Genomic DNA, 22,381 nt, shown 5'->3' with positions numbered 1-22,381 from the left:
CACCCCCCAACACCAACCCACGCTCCACCACAGACTCCACCTCGAACATCTCGACTCGCCGATCCGGTTCTGCGACAGCAGTAGTCAAGACCGATTCGAAGGCGTGCATCAGGCGTGAGGCGGTGAATTCCTCGAACAGATCAGTGGCGTAGGTCAACTGAACGACAAGCCCTGCCGGTAGGCCGTCGTTGTCGAATTGTTCGGCCGCAACAAAATCGAGGTCGAACTGAGTGCTCACCACCGCAGGTTCGATGCTCTCGATGTGCAACCCGTTGAGAGTCAACCGGGAATCGAGATGGTTCTGTAGTGCGAGGCTGACCTGGAAGAGCGGTGAATAGGACTGCGAACGAACGGGATCGAGTACCTCCACCAGACGCTCGAACGGAACGTCGCCGTGCGCAAAAGCCTGAAGATCGACGTCGCGGACTCGGGAAAGCAGGTCGGTGAACTCCTCACCTGGATCGACTCTGGTGCGCAACACGACGGTCCCCACGAACATACCGACGAGATCGTCGAGCACACGTTCGCCGCGCCCGGCGGTCGGCGTCCCGACGGCAAAGTCGTAACTGCCGCTGAACCGTGACAGTACGACGGCCAGAGCAGCATGCAACACCATGAACGGCGTCGCGCGATGCCGTCGTGCCAGTTCGGAAATTGCCTGTTGCAGAGCAGGTTCGAGATGCACGCTCAGAAGCGATCCTCGTCCGGAGGCCTCAGCCGGGCGGGGCCGATCCACCGGGAGCTCGAGGACGGCGGGCACTCCCTCGAGAGCGTTCCGCCAGAAGTCCAACTGTCGTGTGACGAGTGAGGTCGACGATTCTTCCGAACCCAACGTCTCGAGCTGCCACAGTGCGTAATCCGCGTACTGCACCTCGAGCGGCGCCCACAACGGCTCCATACCTCGGGTCCGCGCCTCATACGCCACCATCACATCACGCGTCAACGGACCCATCGAGAAACCGTCACCCGCAATGTGATGCACCGTCATCGCCAGGACGTACTCGAACTCGTCAACCTGCAACAGCGAGGCTCGAACGGGGATCTCGGACGTGACGTCGAACGATACGCCGAGAACATCGGCCAGCACGCTGTGGAGCGAATCCTCCTGCACCGTGACAATGTCGAGAATGTCGAGAGCACGAGGTTCCTCGACGACCTCCTGGTAACCCGTTCCGTCGTACTCCGGGTACACGGTTCTCAGGACCTCGTGGCGAGCGATCACGTCGGCGACGCTGGCGCGCAACGCCTCGACATCCAATGGACCTGTGAATCGCAGAACCACCGGGATGTTGTATGCCGACGAATCGGGATCGAAGCGATTGAGGAACCACATACGAGTCTGCGCAGCGGAGAGCGGAATCCTCGCCGGCCTCGGCTGCGAACCCAGCGCGGGCCGCCGCGAACGCTCGGCAGTTTCCACCACTGCAGCCAACTCTGCGACAGTGGGCGACTCGAAGACCACACGCACGGGCAAGTCCGTTCCCGCCGCGGCGTTGATCCGCCCGAGCACCCGAGTTGCACTGAGCGAATTGCCGCCGCGTTCGAAGAAGTCGTCGTCGATGCCCACCTCCCCCGTGCTTCCGCTGCCGAGAACCTCGGCAAAAGCGGTCGCCACCGACAGTTCGGCCGGTGTCGTCGGTGCACGGAAACCACGTGCCTCGAAGACTGGCTCCGGTAGCGCATGTCGATCTACCTTGCCTGTACTCCCCAGCGGCAGGGAGTCGAGCGTCATCAGCGTTGTCGGAACCATGTAGCCGGGCAGGGTGGCGCGCAGTCGTGCCAGAATCGCTGAGCTCTCGATGTCCGAGCCAGCTGCCGCGGTGACGTAGCCGACCAGGTTTTGCTCACCGGTGGCCGACGTCGTGACCGTGACCACCGCATCGCGGATCGGTCGTTCGGCGCGCAACGCTGTTTCGATCTCGCCGAGTTCGATGCGGAAACCTCGGACCTTGACCTGGAAATCTGCACGCTCGAGGTATTCGAGGCTGCCCGCGGCATTCCACCGAACCAGATCGCCGGTTCGATAGAGACGCTCTCCCGTTCCATTCGGGTCGGCGACGAAACGGCTCGAGTTCTGCCCCGCATCCCCGATGTACCCGCGCGCCAGCTGAACTCCAGCGAGATAGAGCTCACCTGCGACACCGACCGGAACCGGGTGAAGCCGCTCGTCGAGTACATGCAGGCGCGTGTTCCAGGCGGGGGTTCCGATCGGCACTACGGCAACGTCTGCATCGCTCGTTCGGTGCGCTGTGACGCTGACCGCTGCTTCCGTGGGTCCGTACAGGTTGTAGACCTGCGCCGAACTCTGCTCTCGCATGTGCTCGGCTGTCTGTATCGGGAGAGTCTCGCCGATGCACAGAATCCTGGTGAGCGAATTCGGCAGTCGGCGCTCGGACACACTGAGCAGCGACAACATCGAGGGGACGGCATGCAGTGTCGTGACGTGCTCACGCACGATCAGCAGCGTGAGGTACTCGCCGTCCTGCTGTGCCCCTGACTCGGCGAGAATCATGCAGGCGCCGGTTTGCAACGCCCACCAGTATTCCCAAACGGACAGGTCGAAGGTAGATGCAGTTTTGACGAGTACGCGGTCGTGCGCGCCGAGCGGGAATTGATCCTGCTTCCACAAGAGTTGGTTCGTGATCGCTCGATGGGAAATCGCCACGCCCTTGGGCTTTCCGGTGGATCCCGAGGTGTAGATCGCGTACGCGATGTTGTCCGGTCGCAGGCAGGCGAGGCGTTCGCTGTCCCGAATCGGTGCTGCGTCGTTTCCGTCCAGATCGAGAGTTTCGATGTCCACGACGTGGAACTGCCCGTCGAGCGAATCGCGGGAAGTGCTCAGAACAACTGCGGGCGCTGCAGATTCGAGGATGTGAGCCGTGCGTTCTGCCGGCTGATCCGGGTCGAGCGGAACGTAGGCCCCGCCTGCCTTCACCACCGCGTACATGGCAACGACCAGTTCGACGGAGCGCCGCAGATTGAGCGCGACAGTCACTTCCGGGCCGACACCGATGTCGATCAGATACCTTGCCAGGCGGTTGCTTTCGGCGTCGAACTCGGCGTAGGTCAGGCGACGGTCACCGAGAACCAGCGCTTCGGCGCGCGGTGTTCTGCGCACCTGGGCGTCGAACAGATCCGCGAGGGTCGTCTCTGGAACGACAGTGTCGGTGTTGTTCCACGTGTTGACGGTGGCCGCGATCTCTTCGTCGCCGAGCAGAGCGACGTCGCCTACCGGGAGGTCCGGGTTTCGACCGATCGAATCGAGAACGCGAAGCAGACGGTTGGCGAATGTCGCCACTGTGGATTGGTCGAACAGATCCGTTGCATAGGTGAACGACGCCGACATCGACCCCGAGTCCCCAGGGGTGACGGTCAAGTGCAGGTCGAACTTCGCCGTCTCGACTGGGGCGCCAACTGCCGCGATCTGCAGTCCGGGTAGCTCGAACATTGTCGGCGTGAGGTTCTGGAAGGACAGTGCCACCTGGAACAACGGATTGCGGGCCGTCGATCTGACCGGATCGATGATCTCGACGAGCCGCTCGAACGGTAGGTCCGCGTGCGCGAAGGCGGCGAGATCCTGATCGCGGGTGTGGTTCAGCAGGTCCGTGAACGGTGCTGCCGTGTTCACCTGGGTTCGCAATGCCAAGGTGTTCACGAACATCCCCACGAGTGCATCGAGCGACTCGTGCCCTCGTCCCGCGATGGGCGAGCCGATGGTGATGTCAGCACTGTTGCCCAACCGGGCAAGCAGTGCGGCGAATGCCGCGTGGACCACCATGAACAGGCTCGCGCCTGATCCGACAGCAAGATCACGCAGTCGATCGGCGGTGTCCGAGCCGATCGTGAAGTGAATCTCCTTGCCGCGGTAGCTCTGACGGGACGGACGTTGCCTGTCCGTCGGCAGACTCAACAGGTCCGGAATTCCGGCGAGCGCAGAGGTCCAGAACTGAATTTGTCTCTGAGCATCGACGGAGGGATTCTCATCCGCGCCGAGCAGATCATGTTGCCAGAGCGCGTAATCCGCATACTGCACGGGCAACGGTGTCCACTGTGGAGCTTCGCCGCGAGACCGCGAAACGTAGGCACCCATGACGTCGGAGGCCAGGGGTCCGAGCGAGGATCCGTCCGATGCGATGTGATGCATGACGACGGCGAGCACATGTTCGGTCTCGGAGATTCGATACAGAGCGGTCCGCAGTGGTACGTCAGTTGTCACGTCGAATCCGGTGCCGGCAAGAGCAAAGAGCCGCTGCGACGCTTCGGCTTCGGTGACGTCATGCGGAACCAGATCGAGATCCACCGAAGACTCGGGCAGGATTTCCTGGCGAGGACCGTACGGGGAATCCGGATAGTAGGTACGCAACGACTCGTGGCGTTGGACCACGTCACGAAGCGCGAGAGCCAACGCCGGCGCGTCCAGGGTTCCGCTCAGACGCAGCGCCAGGGGCAGGTTGTCCGTGGCAGCCGCGGTGTCGAATCGATTGAGGAACCACATCCGATTCTGCGCCGGTGAGAGCGGAATACGTTCAGGTCGCGGTCGTGCTTCCAATCGGGGCTGATCATCACGTTCTGCCGAGTCTGCCACCAGTGCGAGTTCTGCGACGGTCGGCGCCTCGAACAGCGCCCGAACCCCGAGTTTGATCCCGAACGTGGCGTTGACTCGGGCAATCGCCCGAGTCGCGCTGAGCGAGTTTCCACCCAGCTCGAAGAAACTGTCTTCTGCGCCGACGGTATCGGTACCGAGAACGTCGACAAAAGCGCTCGCGACACGAATCTCTGCGAGTGTGGTCGGCACCCGGAACATCGCGGAGGCGATGAACTCCGGAACGGGAAGTGCTGCGCGATCAAGCTTTCCGGCCGGAGTCAGGGGTAGCAGATCCAGCAGGATCACGGCACTGGGCACCGAGGCACGGGGCAGCACCGCGGATACGGCTTCGAGGACGGACTCCGCCGACACCGCATCTGTGGTGGTGACGTAACCGACGAGTTGATCGCCGAGAGAGTCATGTCGGTGAACAGTGGCGGCAGCAGCGCTCACTCCGCGAACGGAGGCGAGCGCTGATTCGATCTCCCCCAGTTCGATGCGGAGCCCGCGAAGCTGAACTTGGGCGTCGGATCGTCCGATGTAGGCCAGTTCGCCCTGCTCGGTCCAGGCGACGACGTCGCCGGTCCGGTACATCCGCGCGCCCGATGCACCGAACGGGTTCGCCACGAAGCGTTCTGCGGTCAATGCCGCGCGCCGGTTGTACCCACGTGCCAGGCCGGGTCCCGACAGATACAGCTCGCCCCTGACACCGACGGGGACGGGATTGAGGGCGGAATCGAGGACCAGAACGTGTGCGCCTTCGAGCGGAATACCGATCGTGACGGGCGAGAGTGACGTGTGACGGTGTTGCTCGCCGTCACCGACCAGAGCTGCAGTGTCGTGGAGAGCCCCGGTCTTGGTGATGACGATGGTGCTCTCGGTCGGCCCGTAACTGTTGAAGAGTCTTGTCTGGCTGGGAAAACGGTCGAGTAGCTGCGGCGGAAAGACGTCGCCGCCGAGCACGACGACTTCGAGATCCGACAAAATGCCTGCGTCGACGGTGGTCATCGCAGCAGGAGCCGTCACCACATGGGTGACGCGATGACGCCGGATCACGTCGGTGAGTTCCTCGCCGGCAATGACCGACGGAGGTGTGATCACCATCGTGGCACCGGCGGTGAACGCGAGGATCATCTCGAACATGGACGCGTCGAAGCTGGCCGAGGACAGTCGCAGTACCCGAGAGTCGCGCGATACCGCCAGATCAGTGCGGGTCCGAGCGGAGAACACGGACAGTCCCCGGTGAGTGACAGCGACGCCCTTGGGGAGACCGGTCGAGCCTGACGTGTAGATCAGGTAGGCAACATGATCCGCGTGCAATGGGCGGATCCGATCGGCATCGTCGACCTGCGCTGCGAGGTAGCGATCGAGGTCGAGATAGTCGATCTCGATCGTATCGATTCCGTTCGGAAGTGTTGGCGCCGTCTCGGAGTCGGTGATCACGACCAGCGCTGCGGAGTCTCCCAGCATGTGAGCGATGCGCTCGTCAGGATACGTCGGATCCACCGGAACGTACGTTGCCCCGGACTTGGCAACAGCCCACAGCGCGAGGATGGACTGCGTCGAACGTGGAAGAGACACCGCAACCGCTGTTTCGGGGCCTATTCCACGTTCGATGAGGAGCCGAGCCAGCTGTGAGGATCGCACATCCAGCTCGCTGTACGTCATCTCACCGCACGACTCGGAAACGATTGCCACATTCGCGGATTCCGAGTGCAGGGTCAACAGATCTGCCAGGGTGCGAACCGTTGGCGCTGACGGACCGAATGCCGAAGTAAGTCTGGTGTATTCGTTCTCGTCCAGAACGGCGATATCCGCGATTGCCACTTCCGGAGTCTCGACAATCTGCGCGAGAATCCGGTGGAACCGCTGCGCAAATCCGTCCACGGACGTGCCGGTGAAGAGGTCTGTGGCGTATGTCCAGGTGAGATTCAACGAATCTGCGTGCTGGACCATCGTGATCTGGAGGTCGAACTTTGCCGCCGCGACTGCGTTGTCCACGGCTTCGATCTCGAGACCGGGCAGCGTGAACGCAGCGGTTCCCTCTTGCTCCTGAGACAGAGCCACCTGGAAGATCGGCGCGTGGGCCTGGGAGCGAGCGGGTTGCAGTATGTCGATCAGCCGCTCGAATGGTAGGTCGGCATTCTCGAACGCAGTGAGGTCAGTGGCTCGCACCTGCGCCAACAGATCGAGGAACGACATCGCCGGGGTGAGACGGCTGCGTAGTGCCACCGTGCCGACGAACATTCCGACCACGTCGTCCAGCGCGTGTTGGCCGCGTCCGGAAATCGGTGTCCCGATCACCACGTCGTCGGTCGCACCGAGGTTGGACAGGAGCACCGCGAGGGCCGCCTGGAGCACCATGAAGGTCGTGGCGCCCTGTGTGCGGCCCAACTGCCCGAGTGCAGTGACCATCGCGGGCGCCAACACCAGTTCGGTGTTCGCTCCGCGCAGCGACGCAATCGCCGGCCGCGGGAAATCGGCCGGAAGTTCGAGAAGCTCCGGCGCGCCGGCCAACTGGCCACGCCAATACTCGGCCTGCGCCGAAGCAAGACTGGTCTGATCACTTTCCGAACCGAGGACCTGGTGTTGCCACACGCTGTAATCCGGATACTGAACAACCAACGGGGCCGGTGACGGCTCCGTACCCGAACGGCGCGCCGAGTAGGCCAGAACGAGATCCCGTGCGAGCGGCGCCACTGACGCACCGTCCGCGGCTATGTGGTGAATCACGGCGACCAGGATGTGTTCGTCAGCCGAGAGCTCGAACAGGTTTACCCGCAACGGGATTGCTCTGGTGACGTCGAAGCCCTCGTCCACAGCGCCGACAATCTGATCGGCAACCTGTTCCGGAGAAACCACCGTGTGACGAAAAGGAACGTCGACGTCGTCGAGAATCCGCTGGAAAGGCCCTTCGGCATCGTCAGGGAATATCGTCCGCAAGGATTCGTGGCGAAGAACGATGTCCGACAGAGATTCTCGGAGAGCCACTGAATCCAGCCGGCCGCGCAGGCGAAGGACGAGCGGGATGTTGTACGCGGGCGAGGCAGGATCGTATCGATTGAGAATCCACATTCGCGATTGCGCCGGCGAGAGCGGGATTCGCTCGGGCCGAGGCCCGGCGGCCAGAGCGGGCCGCGTTCCGCTCTGCGCTGCATCGACTGCCACAGCGAGGGCCGCGACTGTCCTGGCATCGAAGAGAACCCGAACCGGGAGGGTGACTGAGAGTTCGGTGCCGACCCGTCCCATCACTCGGGTAGCACTCAGAGAGTTTCCACCGATGTCGAAGAAGTCGTCCGTGATGCTGACCTGGTCGACTGCCAGGACGTCGCCGAAGATCCGGCCGATCAACTCCTCCGTCTTCGTGACGGGTGCGACATACGCATTCCGGCGCATCGTCGGGGCAGGCAGCGCGCGGAAATCGACCTTTCCGGCCGGCGTCAACGGAATTTCCGCGAGAACGATCACCGAGGAAGGAACCATGTGTGCCGGCAGTCGACTGGAGACGAAGGTGCGCACTTCTTCCGGATCCAGATGACCACCGACCACGTACGAGTGCAGTCCGACGGTGTCGTCTGCTGTCGTCACCGCAGTTCGTACGCCAGAGTGCGCACCGAGCACCGCGTCGATCTCACCGAGTTCGATGCGGAAACCGCGAATCTTGACCTGCGAGTCACTGCGGCCGAGATACTCGAGTTCCGTTCCACGACGTCGCACGAGGTCTCCGGTGCGGTACATCCGCTGCCCCGAACGTGAGGGGTCGGCAACAAATCGAGACGCTGTCAGGTCGCCGCGATGGTGGTAACCGCGGGCAAGTCCACGGCCGGTCAGATACAGCTCACCCGTCACTCCGTCTGGAACCGGACGGAGGCGAGAGTCGAGAACATGTGCGACGGTGCCGCGAACTGAACTACCGATGGTGATCCGATCAGTCGCAGACATGGGCCCCGCGAGGGTAGCCATGACGGTGGCCTCGGTGGGACCGTATGCGTTGAACATCTTTCGCGTCGACGCCCATAGCGCGACCAACGCGGCGTCGCACGCTTCACCGCCGACGATCACGGTACCGAGATCCGGAACCTCTGCCGGTTCGATCGTAGCCAGGGCCGCCGGGGTCACAAATGCGTGACTGATCTTCGACGCCCGCATGAGGGCCGCGAGTTCGCTTCCGCCATAGATGCCCGTGGGAACAACATGCATCGCGGCACCGGCACCGACAGCCATGGCCAGTTCGAGCACCGATGCGTCGAAGCTGGGTGAAGCGAAATGCATCGTGCGACTGAGGTTGTCGAGTTCGTATCGGCGAACCTGCTCGTCGACCAGCGCCGCGAGACCCGCATGGGAGACGACGACGCCCTTCGGAGTGCCGGTCGATCCCGACGTGTAGATGACGTACGCGGTGTGGTCCGTGCGAATCGGTGACGTGCGCTCGGAATCGAGGATTCGCGTGTCACTGACGTCGTCGCGATCAAGCGACGCCACTGCTTCTTCCGTCAGCGTCAGGACTGCTCCCGAATCAGTGAGCATGTGCTCGATTCGCTCGGCCGGGTAGCTCGGGTCGACGGGTACGAACGCCGCTCCGGTCTTGGCAACGGCCCAAGTGGCGAGTACAGAAGATGCCGACCGCGGAATGGCGATCGCCACTACCGATTCAGGGCCGATCCCTCGAGCTACGAGTGCCCGCGCCCACCGATTGGTACGCCGGTCTACATCGTCGTAAGAGAGTTCGAGGTCGCCGCACAGTATGGCCGGACCACCGTTGGATTTGATGACCCCGGCCGTGAGGATCTCCGGCAGTGTCAGCTCCGTCAAGGCGACCGACTGGGCAGTTCCCTGACGTTCGATCTCTGGCATCGTCCGCAGATCGAGGTCGCCGACCACTGATTCGGGTTGGGCGACAACAGCGTCGAGAATGGCGACGAACCGATCCGCGAGCTCGCGCACAGTCGATTCGTCGAAGATGTCGAGGGCATAGGTCCACGTCGTGGTCACCGACCCGTCCGGGCGCGGCGACGAGACATCCAGTTGGAGATCGAATTTCGAGATCGGAGCATCCAACGGGACCTGAGAAACTTCGAGGCCGGGAAGCTTCACGGATGGGGTCGGAATATCGCCGGTCGCGAGTACCACCTGGAAGAAGGGGTGGTGCGCCGTCGAGCGAGGCGGGTCGACCACCTCGACGAGACGCTCGAACGGAATATCTGAGTGGGCAAATGCCGAGAGGTCGGCGTTACGGGTCGATTCGAGCAATCCGCGGAAAGAAGCCTTCGGATCCACCTGTGTCCGGAGAACCACTGTTCCGACAAACATGCCGACGAGATTGTCGAGGGCCTGATTCCCGCGTCCGCTGACCGGGGTGCCGATCGCGATGTCGGGCTCCCCCGCCATCCGAGACAGCAGTACCGACAACGCCGTGTGCAGCACCATGAACGGTGTGGACCGAGTGCTGCGAGCCAGGGATTCGACGGCGCGGTGCGTCTGCGCCGAGAGGGTCGACGACACCGTCGCACCTCGATAGGACGCGACTGTGGGATGCGGCCGATCCGTCGGGAAATCGAGACGGGTCGGGACGTGCGCCAATGCAGCGCGCCAGTATTCGATCTGGCGCGATGCCTCCGATTCCGGATCGTCCTCGTTGCCGAGAGAATCGATCTTCCAGAGCGTGTAGTCCGCGTAGTGAACGCTCAACGGCGACCACTGTGGCGCGGTTCCCGCGAGCCGTGACGCGTAGGCCGTCATCACATCCGCGGCCAGTGGTTGCATCGACCAACCGTCGCCACTGATGTGGTGGACGACGAGTACAAGAATATGCTCCCGACCAGACGTCCGGAGAAGCGAAGCCCGCACCGGAACCTCGGTGGTCACGTCGAACCCGGCACCGACCAATTCGCCGATAGCCGCGACGGGGTCACTGACATCCGCGGGTTCGAGAGCAACTGGCGCGTCGTCGAGAATGCACTGGTAAGGACCTTGATCCGAATCCGGATAGAATGTGCGCAGCACCTCGTGCCGGTCGATGACATCGCTGATCGCCTGGCGCAAAACCTGAACGTTCAGGTTGCCGGACAAAGCGAGTGCTGCCGCAATGTTGTACGCCCCGGATTCCGGATCGAATCTGTTGAGGAACCACATACGCTGCTGGGCCGGTGAGAGCGGAATCCGGTCCGGTCGAGGGCGGGGTCCGAGTTCGGTCAACCTGGACGGCGCTCTGCCGGCGACGAGTCCGGCCAGCGCACCAACTGTCGGAGCGTCGAACAGGTCTCGGACACCCAGAGTCGATCCCAGTGCCGAGTTGATCCGTGCCACCACCCGCGCAGCCGTCAGGGAGTTGCCGCCGAGCGCAAAGTAATCAGCGGTAACGCCGATGTTCTCCACTCCGAAAAGCTCGGAAAAGATTGCGGCAATAGCCCTTTCGGGTTCGGTGACGGGAGCGACGTACTCACCTGCCGTCGAATCCGGTTCCGGCAACGCACGCCGGTCGAGTTTTCCGTTGGGGCCCAGCGGCATCGACGCCAAGAACACGAATATTGAGGGAACCATGTAGGTGGGCAGCTTCTCCTGCGCGTGCGCGCTGAGAAGGGCACTGTCGATTGCCGAATCAGCTGTCACGTAGGCGATCAGGCGGTCCTGTCGTACGACGGTTGCGGCCGAGAGTACTCCCGAGAGTTCCAACAGGACCGCGTCGATTTCTCCGAGTTCCAAGCGCTGCCCGCGAAGCTTCACCTGGAAGTCGGTACGACCCAGATACTCGATCTCACCCGTGGAATTCCACATGACGAGGTCGCCCGTCCGATACATCCGCCCGGGCCCGAAGGGGTTGGCTACGAAACGATCTGCTGTCAAGTCAGAGCGTTGCACGTAGCCGCGGGCGAGTTGGACTCCCGCGAGATAGAGTTCTCCCGCCACTCCGATCGGGCTCGGCGCGAGGCGGTGGTCCAGCACGTAGGTCTGCGTGTTCCAGACCGGAGCGCCGATCGGCACCGGACCTGTTGCGGCGGCATCCGTCTGATGGAAAGTGACGTCGACGGCAGCTTCGGTGGGACCGTAAAGATTGTGCAGACGTGCACCGAATCGTTCGTGGAAGCGAACGACCGTCGCACGCGGAAGTGCCTCGCCGCTGGCGAACACCTGACGAACGGATCGAAGTTGTGCGAGATCGCCGTCGACGAGGAAGACGTCGAGCATCGACGGGACGAAGTGCAAGGTGGTGACACCTTCGCGAGCGATCAGCTCGGAGAGGTACCGAGAATCGCGATGTCCATCGGGTTCTGCAACTACCAGTCGCGAGCCGGCGACGAATGGCCAGAACAACTCCCACACCGAGACGTCGAAGGTGGCGGGTGTCTTGTGCAGCACGACGTCGTGACGGCCGAGCGGATATTCATGTTGCATCCACAGCAGGCGATTGACTATCGCTCGATGCGACACTGCAACGCCCTTGGGCTTTCCGGTGGACCCGGATGTGAAGATCACATAAGCAACGTGATCCGGCGATACACGACCGAGACGCTCGACGTCTGCGAGCCGCTCGGTGGAGTACCCCGACAGATCGATCTCCTCGAGAAGTACGGGGTTGACCCCATCGGGCAGCGATGTTGCGTCGGCCGCGACCGACAGGACGACCGACGGTGCTGCGATGTCGAGCACGTACCGGATCCGCTCGTCCGGATGCTGCGGATCGATCGGAAGATACGCACCGCCGGCTGCGATGACGGCGTGCACTGCCACCACGTACTGCGCGCTCCGGTGCAGAGCGATCGCGACCAGTGACTCCGGCCCGACGCCGCGTTCTACGAGGTGACGAGCGAGAGAGTTGACCTGGGACCGGAATTCTCCGCGACTGATCGTCGTGCCCGCGAAGGTCAGTGCAGCATCGGCCAAGTCGGCGATACCCGAGTCGACGATTTCCGAGTCGGCGATTTCCGAGTCGGCGCCGAGTAAGTCGAGCAGCGTCTTGTCAGCTATGACGTGGGAAGTGTCGTTCCACTCGTCGAGTACGAGCCGTCGTTCGGCCGCGTCGAGATAGTCGATGTCCCGGATACGGATTTTCTCGCCAGTCATCGCGCCCAGTATCGATGCAAGGCGTCGGCCTACACGCTCTGTTGCGTCGTGGTCCATCGCATCGGGTGCGTACTCGATGGTGAGGTGAAGGCTCGGTTCGAGGACCGTGATCAGGGCGAGCGGGTAGTGAGTCGCGTCGGCGACCTCGATTCCCGTAACTCGCATCCCGGCGATATCCGTCGCGGATTCGAGCGCCGAACGGTCGACGGGATATGACTCGAACACCGTCAACGTGTCGAACATCGCGCCGGCGCCCACGGCCGACTGCACCTCGGCCAGGCCGACGTGGTGACTGTCGAGCAGCCGAACCTGCTCGGACTGAACGTGTTCGAGGAGTTCGGACACCGAACTGTCCGGGTTGACACGAACGCGAACAGGAACTGTGTTGATGAACAACCCGAGAATGTCTTCGACCCCGGTCAGCGACGCGGGTCGACCCGAGACGGTGGCTCCGAACACGACGTCGTCGCGTCCGAGCATTCCACTGAGCAGTAGACCCCACGCAGTCTGGACGACAGTGTTGACCGTGACGCCGCTGCGCCTGGCCAACTCGAAGATCGCCTCGGTCGACGAGGCTTCCAGCGGGACTTCGACATCCACGGGAACTGCGTGCACGGAGGACTCCGTACGGTGTGGTGCGACCAGCGTCGGTTCGTCTACTCCAGACAGTGCGCCGATCCACCTGTCCAATGCCGCGCCGTTGTCTTGTTCGGCGAGCCAGTGCAGATAGGTGCGATACGACCGAGCGGGAGCCGGCAGCGACGTGTCGGCGGCGTAGAGCGACAGTAGATCGCGCACCAACAACGGCATGGACCAACCGTCGAAGAGAATGTGGTGATTGGTCACGATCAGGTGCGCCGAATCCGCACCCTGGCGTAGCAGCACTGCACGAAGCAGTGGGGGCGCGCTCAGATCGAACGGTGCCGTGCGCTCGAGTTCCGCGACGACGTGCGGATCACCCCCGAGCACCTCCCGCCATGGAGTTGCCACGGAATCGAGAACGAGCTGTGCTGCAACGCCGTTCGAGTCGTACACGAAGGCAGTCCGAAGTGCGGTGTGGCGCTCGAACAGTCTCGAAAGCGACCGCTGTAGTCGATCGCTGTCGACGATCCCGGCGAGGGACAGAACGATCTGGCCGGTGTAGACGTCGACGGCATCGGCGGTGAGGCCGGCATGAAACTGGAATCCGGCTTGCAGCGGCGAGAGCGACCAGATGTCCTCCAGGTGGCCGAACTGCTTCTCCCACAGTTCTATTTCGTCCTGCGAAGCCGAGACCAGGGGAACGTCTGACGGCGTGAGGCCGGCATGATCACCGACGGAGGCGGCAATCTTCTCCAGTTCGACGCGCCACGCCGTCGCGAGCTCCGCGACTGCAGCGGGTTCGAAGATACCCTCGGGGAAAGCAAATGACGCCGAAAGGAACTCGCCTTCCGGACCGTCCACGACGGCGGCATTGATGTCGATCGCGTAACTGACCGCGAGATCGCTTCCGCTGCCGTTGTTGAGATCGATTCCGGCGTCGGGAATCCAGCCCGCGGCCCGCAATTCGTCACCGAACTCCGCAGTGGACATCTTGCCCAAGTAGTTGAAACCGATCTGCGGTTCCGGGCCGGTCAGCATCCCTGCACGTCGGAGCAGCCCGTAACCGATACCGGACCCCGGCGTGGTTCTCAGCTGTTCCTTGACGGATTTCACGACCGTCGGCGTGTCCACTCCGAGTCCGGTGAGATCGATCCGAACCGGGTACACCGCCGTGAACCAGCCGACGGTCCTGGACAGGTCGGCACCGGGCAGCACGTCTTCGTCTCGTCCGTGACTTTCGAGCGAGACCAGCATCCGCTGTGATCCGCTCCAGGTGCGCAATGTCAGGGCAAGCGCACTGAGCAAGCCGTCGTTGACACCGGTCCGATAGTGCGACGGTACCGCGCGCAACAGGTGATCTGTTGTGTCACGGTCGATGTCGACCCGGACTCGACGCAGTGACGACCCTCGGTCCCGTTCCGCATCGAGAGGACGCGAACCGATCGGCGCACCATCGGAGTCGACGACCTCACGCCAGTACTCGAGTTCCGCCGACGGTGACAGCTCGGTGAGTCCGTGCGACCAACGCCGCAGTGACGTTCCGACGGGCATCGGTACCGGCGTGCCACCGTGAACGATCTGTTGCCAGGCTGCAGCGAAGTCCGGAAGGAGAATCCGCCACGAGACGCCGTCGACAACCAGATGGTGGATGACGACCACCAATCGGCCCGAATCGTGCGTCGAGTCGAGCCAGACGATCTGAGCAGTATCGCCGCGGTACGGATCGAGCCTCGACGCGGCGTCCGCGGTCGCCTGGGTAAGAGCTTCCTCGAACTCGGGGGTTCCGGGTAGCGCTTCGGTGACGGTCCGACGAACCCATGTATCGACAGCACAGCCAGGGGCAATGTCGAATCCGGAGTGGTCGGGCAGCAAACGCGCGCGAAGAGCGTCGTGTTGATCGACAACTACTTGAAGAGTTGCCGCGAGGCGCGAGAGATCAAGTCCGACAGGAACACTGACCGACACGGCTTGATAGAAGGTGTCGATGCTGCCGGCCGTGCCCAGTATCTTGGCTGCGATCGGGGTCAGCGGGACAAACCCCACTCCCTTACCCGGCAGTTCTTCGAGTACGACCGATTCATCTGCCGGGAGTGCGATTTCGGCCAATCGCGCCACCGTCTTGCGTTCGAACACGTCGCGAGGAGTGAAGACAACTCCGGCGGCTTTTGCTCGAGAGACGAGCGAGATCGCGACGATGCTGTCTCCACCCAGCGCGAAGAAGGAATCGTCGACGCCGACTCGCTCGACGCCGAGTACCGACGCAGCGGCGTCGGCGATGATGCGCTCGACCGGACCGCTCGGCGCCCGGTAGTTCTGAGCCGCCGAACGAAATTCCGGTTCGGGTAGCGCCTGGCGATCGAGCTTGCCTGCCGGGGTCAGTGGCACTTCAGCCAGCGGTATCAGCTGGGACGGCACCATGTGAGCGGGCAGGAATCGAGATGCGTGTGCGATCAACGCTTCTTCGTCGAGATCGTGTCCCGGCTTGATCTTCACGTACGAGTACACGGTGCCGCCGGCAAGCGTCACCACGAAATCGACGGATTCATGGCGTGCGAGCACAGCGTCGATCTCACCGAGTTCGATGCGAAGTCCATTGACCTGCACCTGGAAATCGGAGCGGCCGACGTACTCGAGTTCGAGAGTCCGAGTCCAGCGGACCACGTCTCCGGTGCGGTACAACCGAGTTCCGCCGCCGAGAGGATCGGCGACAAAACTCGCAGCGGTGAGAGCCGAACGTGAGTGGTAGCCCTGCGCCAATCCGGGGCCACCGAGATACAGTTCACCGGCCACCCCGGCCGGCACAGGTCGCAACCAGCGGTCGAGAACCATCAGATGCGCGCCCTGAATCGGAGAACCGATCGTGATGGCCTCGTCCGACGCCAGCGGGGGTGTCGTGGTGATGACGATGGTTGACTCGGTGGGCCCGTAACTGTTGTAGAACCGGCAGATCGGGCCGAAGCGTCGAACCAGGTCCGGCGGGCACACGTCACCTCCGACAACCACAGCTTCGAGATCCGGAAGATCGGTGGCGTCCACCGTGCCCAGAATTGCGGGCGCACTGATGATGTGGGTGACGCGCTCGCTGCGCAGCAGTTCTGTGAGCTCGCCGCCGCCGTAGACATCTGCCGGAGCGATGACCATCGTCGCCCCGGCACTGAACGCCTGAACCATTTCGAAGACGGAGGCGTCGAAACTTGCGGACGAGAATCGCAGAACTCGCGAATGTGCACCGACGCCGAGTTCGGGGCGACCCCATGCGGTGAAATCGACCAACGCATTGTGCGTGACGGCAACACCTTTCGGTGTACCAGTGGAACCGGACGTGTAGATCAGATAGGCGATGTGATCGCTTCGCAACGGCGCCGTGCGGTCGGAGTCGTCGACGACGGACTCGTCGCCGACAAAGCTGAAGGCATCGATAGAGATGCAGTCCAGATCGACGGGCAGCATCTGATGGACAGTCGAATCAGTAATTCCCACAACAGCATTACTGTCCCCGACCATGTGATCGATTCGTTCGACCGGGTACGTCGGATCGACCGGAACTGATGCAGCGCCGGTTTTGGCAACCGACCACCACGCGATGACGGCATCGATGGATCGAGGCAGCGCGATCACGACACTGGTGCCAGGACCCACTCCGCGCCGGATCAGCATTCGAGCGAGTACGTTGGAGCGACGATCGAGTTCGCGGTAGCTGAGCTGCTGGGTACCGCAGCTCAGTGCGATCCCCTCCGACGATGCCGCGACGCCGTGGGCGAGAATCGTGGGCAAGGTCATCGGTGCCAGTGCGTCAGGGCCGCGTGCCGGAACGATCGACTTCCGCTCGGCTTCGCTCAGGATCTCGAGATCGTGAACACGAGTGTCCGGCAGCGCTTGCATGTACCGGGACAGCAGTTCGACGTATCGGCGGACATGGTCGCTCAGGACATCTGCGGTGTACAGATGGGGATTGGCTTCGAAATCGATTCGCGGCGCCTCTCCCGAGGCACTCGGATAGATGTTGACCGACAGGTCTTCCACCGGCCCTGTCGACAAGACGTGGAATCGACCAGTCACCGACCCCAGGACCACTTCGGGGTGAAAGTTCATGATGTTGATCGCAGGACCGAAGAACCCCCGCTCGGCACCGAGGCCTCGATCGCGCCTCATGTCCTCGGTGCGGTACCGCTGATGTCTGAGCGCGCCGGTCAGTTCGAGCGAGGCAGCCGCGCTCAATTCGGCAACCGTGGTCGTAGCGGTCACCGCGAGGCGCAGCGGAACGACGTTGGAGATCATGCCACCCGAACCGCGCAGAACCCTGTTCGTGCGCGCGGTCACCGGCAAACTCAGCACTACGTCTTCGGTGCCGGTCCCCCGGGCGAAGTAGAGCGCGAAAGCAGCCACCGCCGCCGCCGAAGAGAACTCGTCCGCCTTCGCCGTCGCGTTCGCACTGTCGAGTGTTCGGCCGACCACGACCGCACCCGCTGTGGCGTCCATCCGCTTCCCGGCCAGACTTGCCACGGCCGGAAGGTCTGCTGTCTTGGCTGCCCAGTAATCCTGATCTCGGCGGAATCGCGGCGAGTGCCGATACTCGGCCTCGGCGTCGCGCACGGCCAGAAGATCGGTTGCCGACGATTCGGGGACTGAAAGGCCGGCGACCTCCGCTGAGTAGAGCTCGGCGATGCGTGTCATGAAGTTCATGGCGCCGTAGCCGTCGAGGACCAGATGATGGATCCGGCAGTACCAGAACTGGCGGTTCGCGCCGACGCTCAGGACGGCTGACTTCACCAATCGATCGGTGAGTAGATCGAAAGGTCGGGTGTACTCCTGCCGCATCCACTCGAGTGCGGCTGCCTCCGGCTCGCGCTCACCGCTCAGATCGACGACCTCGACGCTCTGACTGAGCTCGGAATCGATCTGCTGAAACGGTTCGCCGTCGATCTCGAGGAGTTTCAGCATCCCGGAGCCGAACTCATGCGCTGCTGTGACGCAGGCACTTTCGAGCACCGCCGCGTCGAGAGTCCCGTCGACTACGACATACTGCGCGATCGTGATCGGCACATCAGTACGCAGTAGCTGGGCAAACCAGATTCCGCGTTGCGCGCTGGTCAGCGGAAAGGGCTCGAAACGTCGATCAGCATGCACAGCGTCGTTCTCTCATCTGCCGAAAAAAGTACCGACGGCCTGCATCGATTGCTGTGGACCTGCGGCGCGAGACGACCGTACCGACTACCACTCGACACAGTCCGCCGATTGATCAAAGATAGGGTTGCATAACCTTCCCATCTCGTCAAATGGCAAAACAAGTCCCATGCGATCACGTAAAGGATTCCGCCAGGTCTGTTTCTGCAGATCAGACCTGGGATTCGAGTGCGGTCTCAGTATTCGGCGCGTCATGCGCCGGGTACGCATGCACCAAGGCAGTAGCGAGTTTGGGCACCGCGTGAGTGAGCGAATGCTCGGCGCTGTGCGCTATCGCATGAGCTTCGGCAAGAGTTGCCCGGGGATCGATGTCGAGTTCTGCATCGGCATGCAGTCGGTGTCCGATCCACCGCATCTTCAGATCACGAACACCGAGGACTCCAGGTTCGTGCATCAATGCATGCTCTGCGTCGTCCACCAACTCAGGTTCGACGCCGTCCATCAACCTCCGGAAGACGTCTCGCGCTGCAGTCCTGAGCACCGCCACGATGGCAACGGTGATGACAAGGCCGATGATCGGATCTGCCAACGGGAAACCCAGCGCAACTCCCCCCGCCCCCAGAAGGACTGCGAGCGAAGTGAATCCGTCGGTCCGAGCATGCAATCCATCGGCCACCAGTGCCGCTGAACCGATTTGCCTGCCGACCCTGATCCGATACAACGCCACCAATTCGTTTCCGATGAAACCGATCAAACCTGCCGCCGCTACCCAACCGAGGTGCTCGATCTCGACCGGGTTGATCAATCGCCTCACCGCCTCGACACCGGCGATCACTGCCGACAGTGCGATCATGGCGAGCACGAACAGTCCGGCCAAATCCTCCGCACGCCCGAAACCATAGGTATAGCGCCTGGTCGCAGCGCGCCGACCGAGCGCGAAGGCAATCCAGAGTGGGACTGCCGTGAGCGCGTCGGAGAAGTTGTGAATGGTGTCCGCAAGCAGCGCCACCGAACCCGAGATCGCCACGATCGCAACCTGAGCAACTGCGGTGACGCCGAGCGCGACAAGACTGATCTTGACCGCCCGGATGCCGATTGCGCTCGATTCCAATGCGTCGTCGACACTGTCGGCAGCATCGTGACTGTGCGGCGAGAACACTTCGCGGACTGCCGATCGAAATCCCTTCGGCCCGTGGACATGGCGGTGGCCGTGGCCGTGGCCGTGGGACGTCTTGGGTTCGTGCGTCACGACGCACCTTCTTCTTGATCGGTCCGATCGACGTTCGCCGAGCGCTCCGGGTGTATCTCCCGAAGCTCACCTTCACTACGGTGATGCCCCGGCAATCCGGGTCCGGCATGCTCCGCATTGAAGACCGCGTCCGTAACCAGTTGGCGCACATGGTCGTTCTCCAGGCGATAGAACACCGTCGTACCATCGCGGCGCGTTCGTACCAACCTTGCCATGCGCAATTTCGCCAGGTGCTGCGACACCGAGGGCGCCGGCTTGCCGACGCGTTCCGCCAGTTCGTTCACCGAGCACTCGCGGTCTACCAATGCCCACAAAACCTGCACACGGGTTGCGTCGGCCAGCATGCGGAACACCTCGACGACGAGGTCGACCTGATCATCGGGAAGCTTACGGCGACAAACACCACTATCTGCGTTCATACGTAGATAGTAGATCATGCTGGACGCCGAAGATGACCTCTCGTCGATTCACCAGTTGTGCAAAGCTTGGCGGCAGAGCCCTTCGCCACTCGCAGACCGGGAGACAACGATGAGTACCGACGGTTGGAACGCAGGAATCATTGCGGAATTTCGGGAGAACGAGGGCAAGGTAGGTGGCCCCTTCGAAGGTGCGCCCATGGTGTTGGTCCACCACACAGGACGCAAATCCGGACGCGATTTCGTGAGTCCCATGATGTATCTGGCAGACGAGCAGGATCCGAAGACCATCTACGTTTTTGCATCCAAGGCCGGTGCCCCGACCAATCCCGACTGGTACTACAACCTCGTTGCCACCGACCAGGCAGAGGCCGAGATCGGCACCGAAACATACCCGGTCTCCGTCAGCGAAGTAACCGGCGAGAAGCGTGACCGCATCTACGGCGAGCAGGCCAGTCGATACCCGGGATTTGCCGAATACGCGGAGAAGACAGCTGGGATCCGCACAATCCCGGTGGTAGCCCTGACTCGCGCGTAAATCCTGGTAGCACCTCCCAGCCGTTTCCATTCGGAAACGGCTGGGATCGTTTGTACGGAATCAGGTCGCTGAAGAGGCTTTGACCTCACCCTTCGCATGCCGTCCGAGCAGCACGTATCCGACCCAGGATCCGACAACCACTGTCGCCGCGAGCGCCTGTACAAGGCCTTCGATACTCGCCGGATAGAACACGCCGGTGATGTAGTGCGAGATGAATCCGGTGGACGGCAACTCCGCGATACCGGCCATTCGGCGGGCCCAGTTCTCGAGATTGGTCAGCGGGCAGTCGTATCCGACCGCTATCGAACCGGCTCCCCAGACGACTGCAAGTAGGTGGAAACCGATGGTACGACGCCACTTCCACGCCACGAACCCACCCAGCACCACATAGAGGACAAACCCGAAGTGAACGAACACCGTTACTACTTCGATGAGCCGATACACCATCGTCGTCTCCGCTCGTGGCGCGGAAGTCCCGCAACAACCAGACTAATCCGATGTTAGTCCTCGTAGAGGTGATCTACCCGGTGTATGCAGCGGTCGTGCGAGCAGCGGCGGCTGCAGCCGCATCCGGGTCGTCGCCCGATGCGATCGCAGCTTCGGCCCACAGTTCACTGCTTCCCGCGATGAATGCCTTGGCCTCGTCGCTCTCCGACCACTCGGGTGTCTCGAGTGGCGTCGCGATCCCCAGTTCCACGTGTCGAGCCAGCCCGAGCAGTCCCATGTCCCACCCGACGCCGACGGCACCTGGACCGTACTCGGCCCACCGATCCGGCTCCACGTCCGCGGCATGTTCGAAATCGAACAGCGTTGCACCACTGCCCTTTTCGGCGAGATTTACAGTCACATAGCTCACATCGCCGCCATATTCCCAGGTGATGCGAAGAGTTCGAGGAGCTTCGCACGCCAAAATCTCGCCGCCGGCGTTGCCCTCGAGCTGATAGTGGCCGCCGATCATGGCTTCTCCCGCGACCGGCATGAACCATTGGCGAATGCGGTCGAACTCGGTGATCGCCGCCCAGACCGTGCCTATTGGTGCCGCGAGAGTCCGCGACATGCGCAGCATGCGCGTTTTCCCCTCGTCTCCGCCGAACGGGCCCAGTTCTCGTGCCACCAACTGCAACGAATCAACTGCTTTGTCGAACATGAGACTCCTCGGTTCGAGCGAAACTTTCAGCTCAGGCGCTGCTGTAGATGTACCGCTACCTCTTCTCCAGCGGCGCTCTTGCCGATCGCCTTGCACAGCGCCACGCGCAGCGGAAGCCAGTGCGGTCCGTCGCCGGAGGGCATCAGCGTCGCCTCGAAGGGATGCTCACCATCGAGGGTCCCGACCACCTTCACAGCGCGTCTGGTTCCCAGAAGTTCCGCCGAGCCGGGCACGGTCAAGAACGTTGCGAACGCACCGTCTTTCTCGATGGGAGCGGTGAACGAGTAATCGAGCGGTTGTGGAGTCTTGTCAGTGGCCATCTCGCGTCACTGCTCAGCAGCGAGCAGGACGTCGGTGTCGAAACACGTGTGAGTGCCGGTGTGGCACGCGGCGCCCTCCTGATCGACGATCAGCAAGACGGAATCGCCGTCACAGTCGAGGCGCACCTCGTGCACGTACTGGGTGTGCCCGGAGGTCTCTCCCTTGACCCAGTACTGCTGCCGCGAGCGCGAATAGTACGTCCCCTTACGGGTTTCCAGTGTTCGCGCGAGCGCTTCGTCGTCCATCCACGCGACCATCAGCACATCACCGGTCGACTTCTCCTGCGCAACCGCGCTGAACAGTCCGGCGTCGTTTCGCTTCAGCTTCGCCGCGATTGCGGGATCAAGGCTCATATGAC

General features: G+C 62.5%; 8 protein-coding genes. 1 reads left to right on the top strand and 7 read right to left on the bottom strand.

The window, feature by feature from the left end:
* The 3 genes from P3G66_RS14855 to P3G66_RS14845 form a co-directional block, all read right to left on the bottom strand.
* Nucleotides 1–18,355: non-ribosomal peptide synthetase (locus tag P3G66_RS14855; protein WP_276116765.1), on the bottom strand; the 18,355-nt coding region annotated here is incomplete at its 3' end.
* Nucleotides 18,356–18,563: 208 nt separating this feature from the next.
* Complete coding sequence (locus P3G66_RS14850) at nucleotides 18,564–19,601, bottom strand: cation diffusion facilitator family transporter (protein ID WP_218748035.1); 1,038 nt, start codon at nucleotides 19,599–19,601, stop codon at nucleotides 18,564–18,566.
* A complete protein-coding gene (locus tag P3G66_RS14845; protein WP_003942406.1) occupies nucleotides 19,598–20,020 on the bottom strand; it encodes a metalloregulator ArsR/SmtB family transcription factor in 423 nt (140 codons plus the stop codon). Before P3G66_RS14845 ends, P3G66_RS14850 begins: the two co-directional genes overlap by 4 nt.
* Nucleotides 20,021–20,129: 109 nt before the next feature.
* Here P3G66_RS14845 and P3G66_RS14840 point away from each other — a divergent pair, with 109 nt between their 5' ends.
* Nucleotides 20,130–20,555: a nitroreductase/quinone reductase family protein gene (locus P3G66_RS14840; RefSeq protein WP_276116764.1), complete on the top strand. Its 426-nt coding sequence runs from the start codon at nucleotides 20,130–20,132 to the stop codon at nucleotides 20,553–20,555.
* Between the two features lie 60 nt (nucleotides 20,556–20,615).
* On the opposite strand, the gene P3G66_RS14835 is transcribed toward P3G66_RS14840, so the two are convergent.
* The 4 genes from P3G66_RS14835 to hisI form a co-directional block, all read right to left on the bottom strand.
* Entirely contained in the window at nucleotides 20,616–21,002 is a 387-nt protein-coding gene (locus tag P3G66_RS14835) for a DUF2784 domain-containing protein (RefSeq protein WP_003942402.1), read from the bottom strand.
* Between the two features lie 73 nt (nucleotides 21,003–21,075).
* Nucleotides 21,076–21,702 (bottom strand): SRPBCC family protein, encoded by a 627-nt coding sequence (locus P3G66_RS14830; protein WP_276116763.1) that lies wholly within the window; start codon nucleotides 21,700–21,702, stop codon nucleotides 21,076–21,078.
* A gap of 26 nt (nucleotides 21,703–21,728) precedes the next feature.
* The gene (locus P3G66_RS14825; RefSeq protein ID WP_042952044.1) at nucleotides 21,729–22,022 is read right to left on the bottom strand and encodes a DUF1905 domain-containing protein; all 294 of its coding nucleotides are present in this window, start codon (nucleotides 22,020–22,022) and stop codon (nucleotides 21,729–21,731) included.
* Nucleotides 22,023–22,028: 6 nt separating this feature from the next.
* A complete protein-coding gene (gene hisI, locus P3G66_RS14820) occupies nucleotides 22,029–22,376 on the bottom strand; it encodes a phosphoribosyl-AMP cyclohydrolase (protein WP_003942390.1) in 348 nt (115 codons plus the stop codon).
* Between the last annotated feature and the right edge of the window lie 5 nt (nucleotides 22,377–22,381).

Origin of the sequence: Rhodococcus sp. C3V (genome assembly GCF_029269915.1) — a bacterium.
GTDB lineage: Bacteria > Actinomycetota > Actinomycetes > Mycobacteriales > Mycobacteriaceae > Rhodococcus_F > Rhodococcus_F qingshengii.
This window is presented reverse-complemented; position numbering and strand designations above follow the sequence as displayed.

Coding starts and splice junctions, on each gene's coding strand:
- P3G66_RS14845 (WP_003942406.1), bottom strand. CDS start 20,020: ATGAACGCAGATAGTGGTGTTTGTCGCCGTAAGCTTCCCGATGATCAG.
- P3G66_RS14830 (WP_276116763.1), bottom strand. CDS start 21,702: ATGTTCGACAAAGCAGTTGATTCGTTGCAGTTGGTGGCACGAGAACTG.
- P3G66_RS14835 (WP_003942402.1), bottom strand. CDS start 21,002: ATGGTGTATCGGCTCATCGAAGTAGTAACGGTGTTCGTTCACTTCGGG.
- hisI (WP_003942390.1), bottom strand. CDS start 22,376: ATGAGCCTTGATCCCGCAATCGCGGCGAAGCTGAAGCGAAACGACGCC.
- P3G66_RS14840 (WP_276116764.1), top strand. CDS start 20,130: ATGAGTACCGACGGTTGGAACGCAGGAATCATTGCGGAATTTCGGGAG.
- P3G66_RS14825 (WP_042952044.1), bottom strand. CDS start 22,022: ATGGCCACTGACAAGACTCCACAACCGCTCGATTACTCGTTCACCGCT.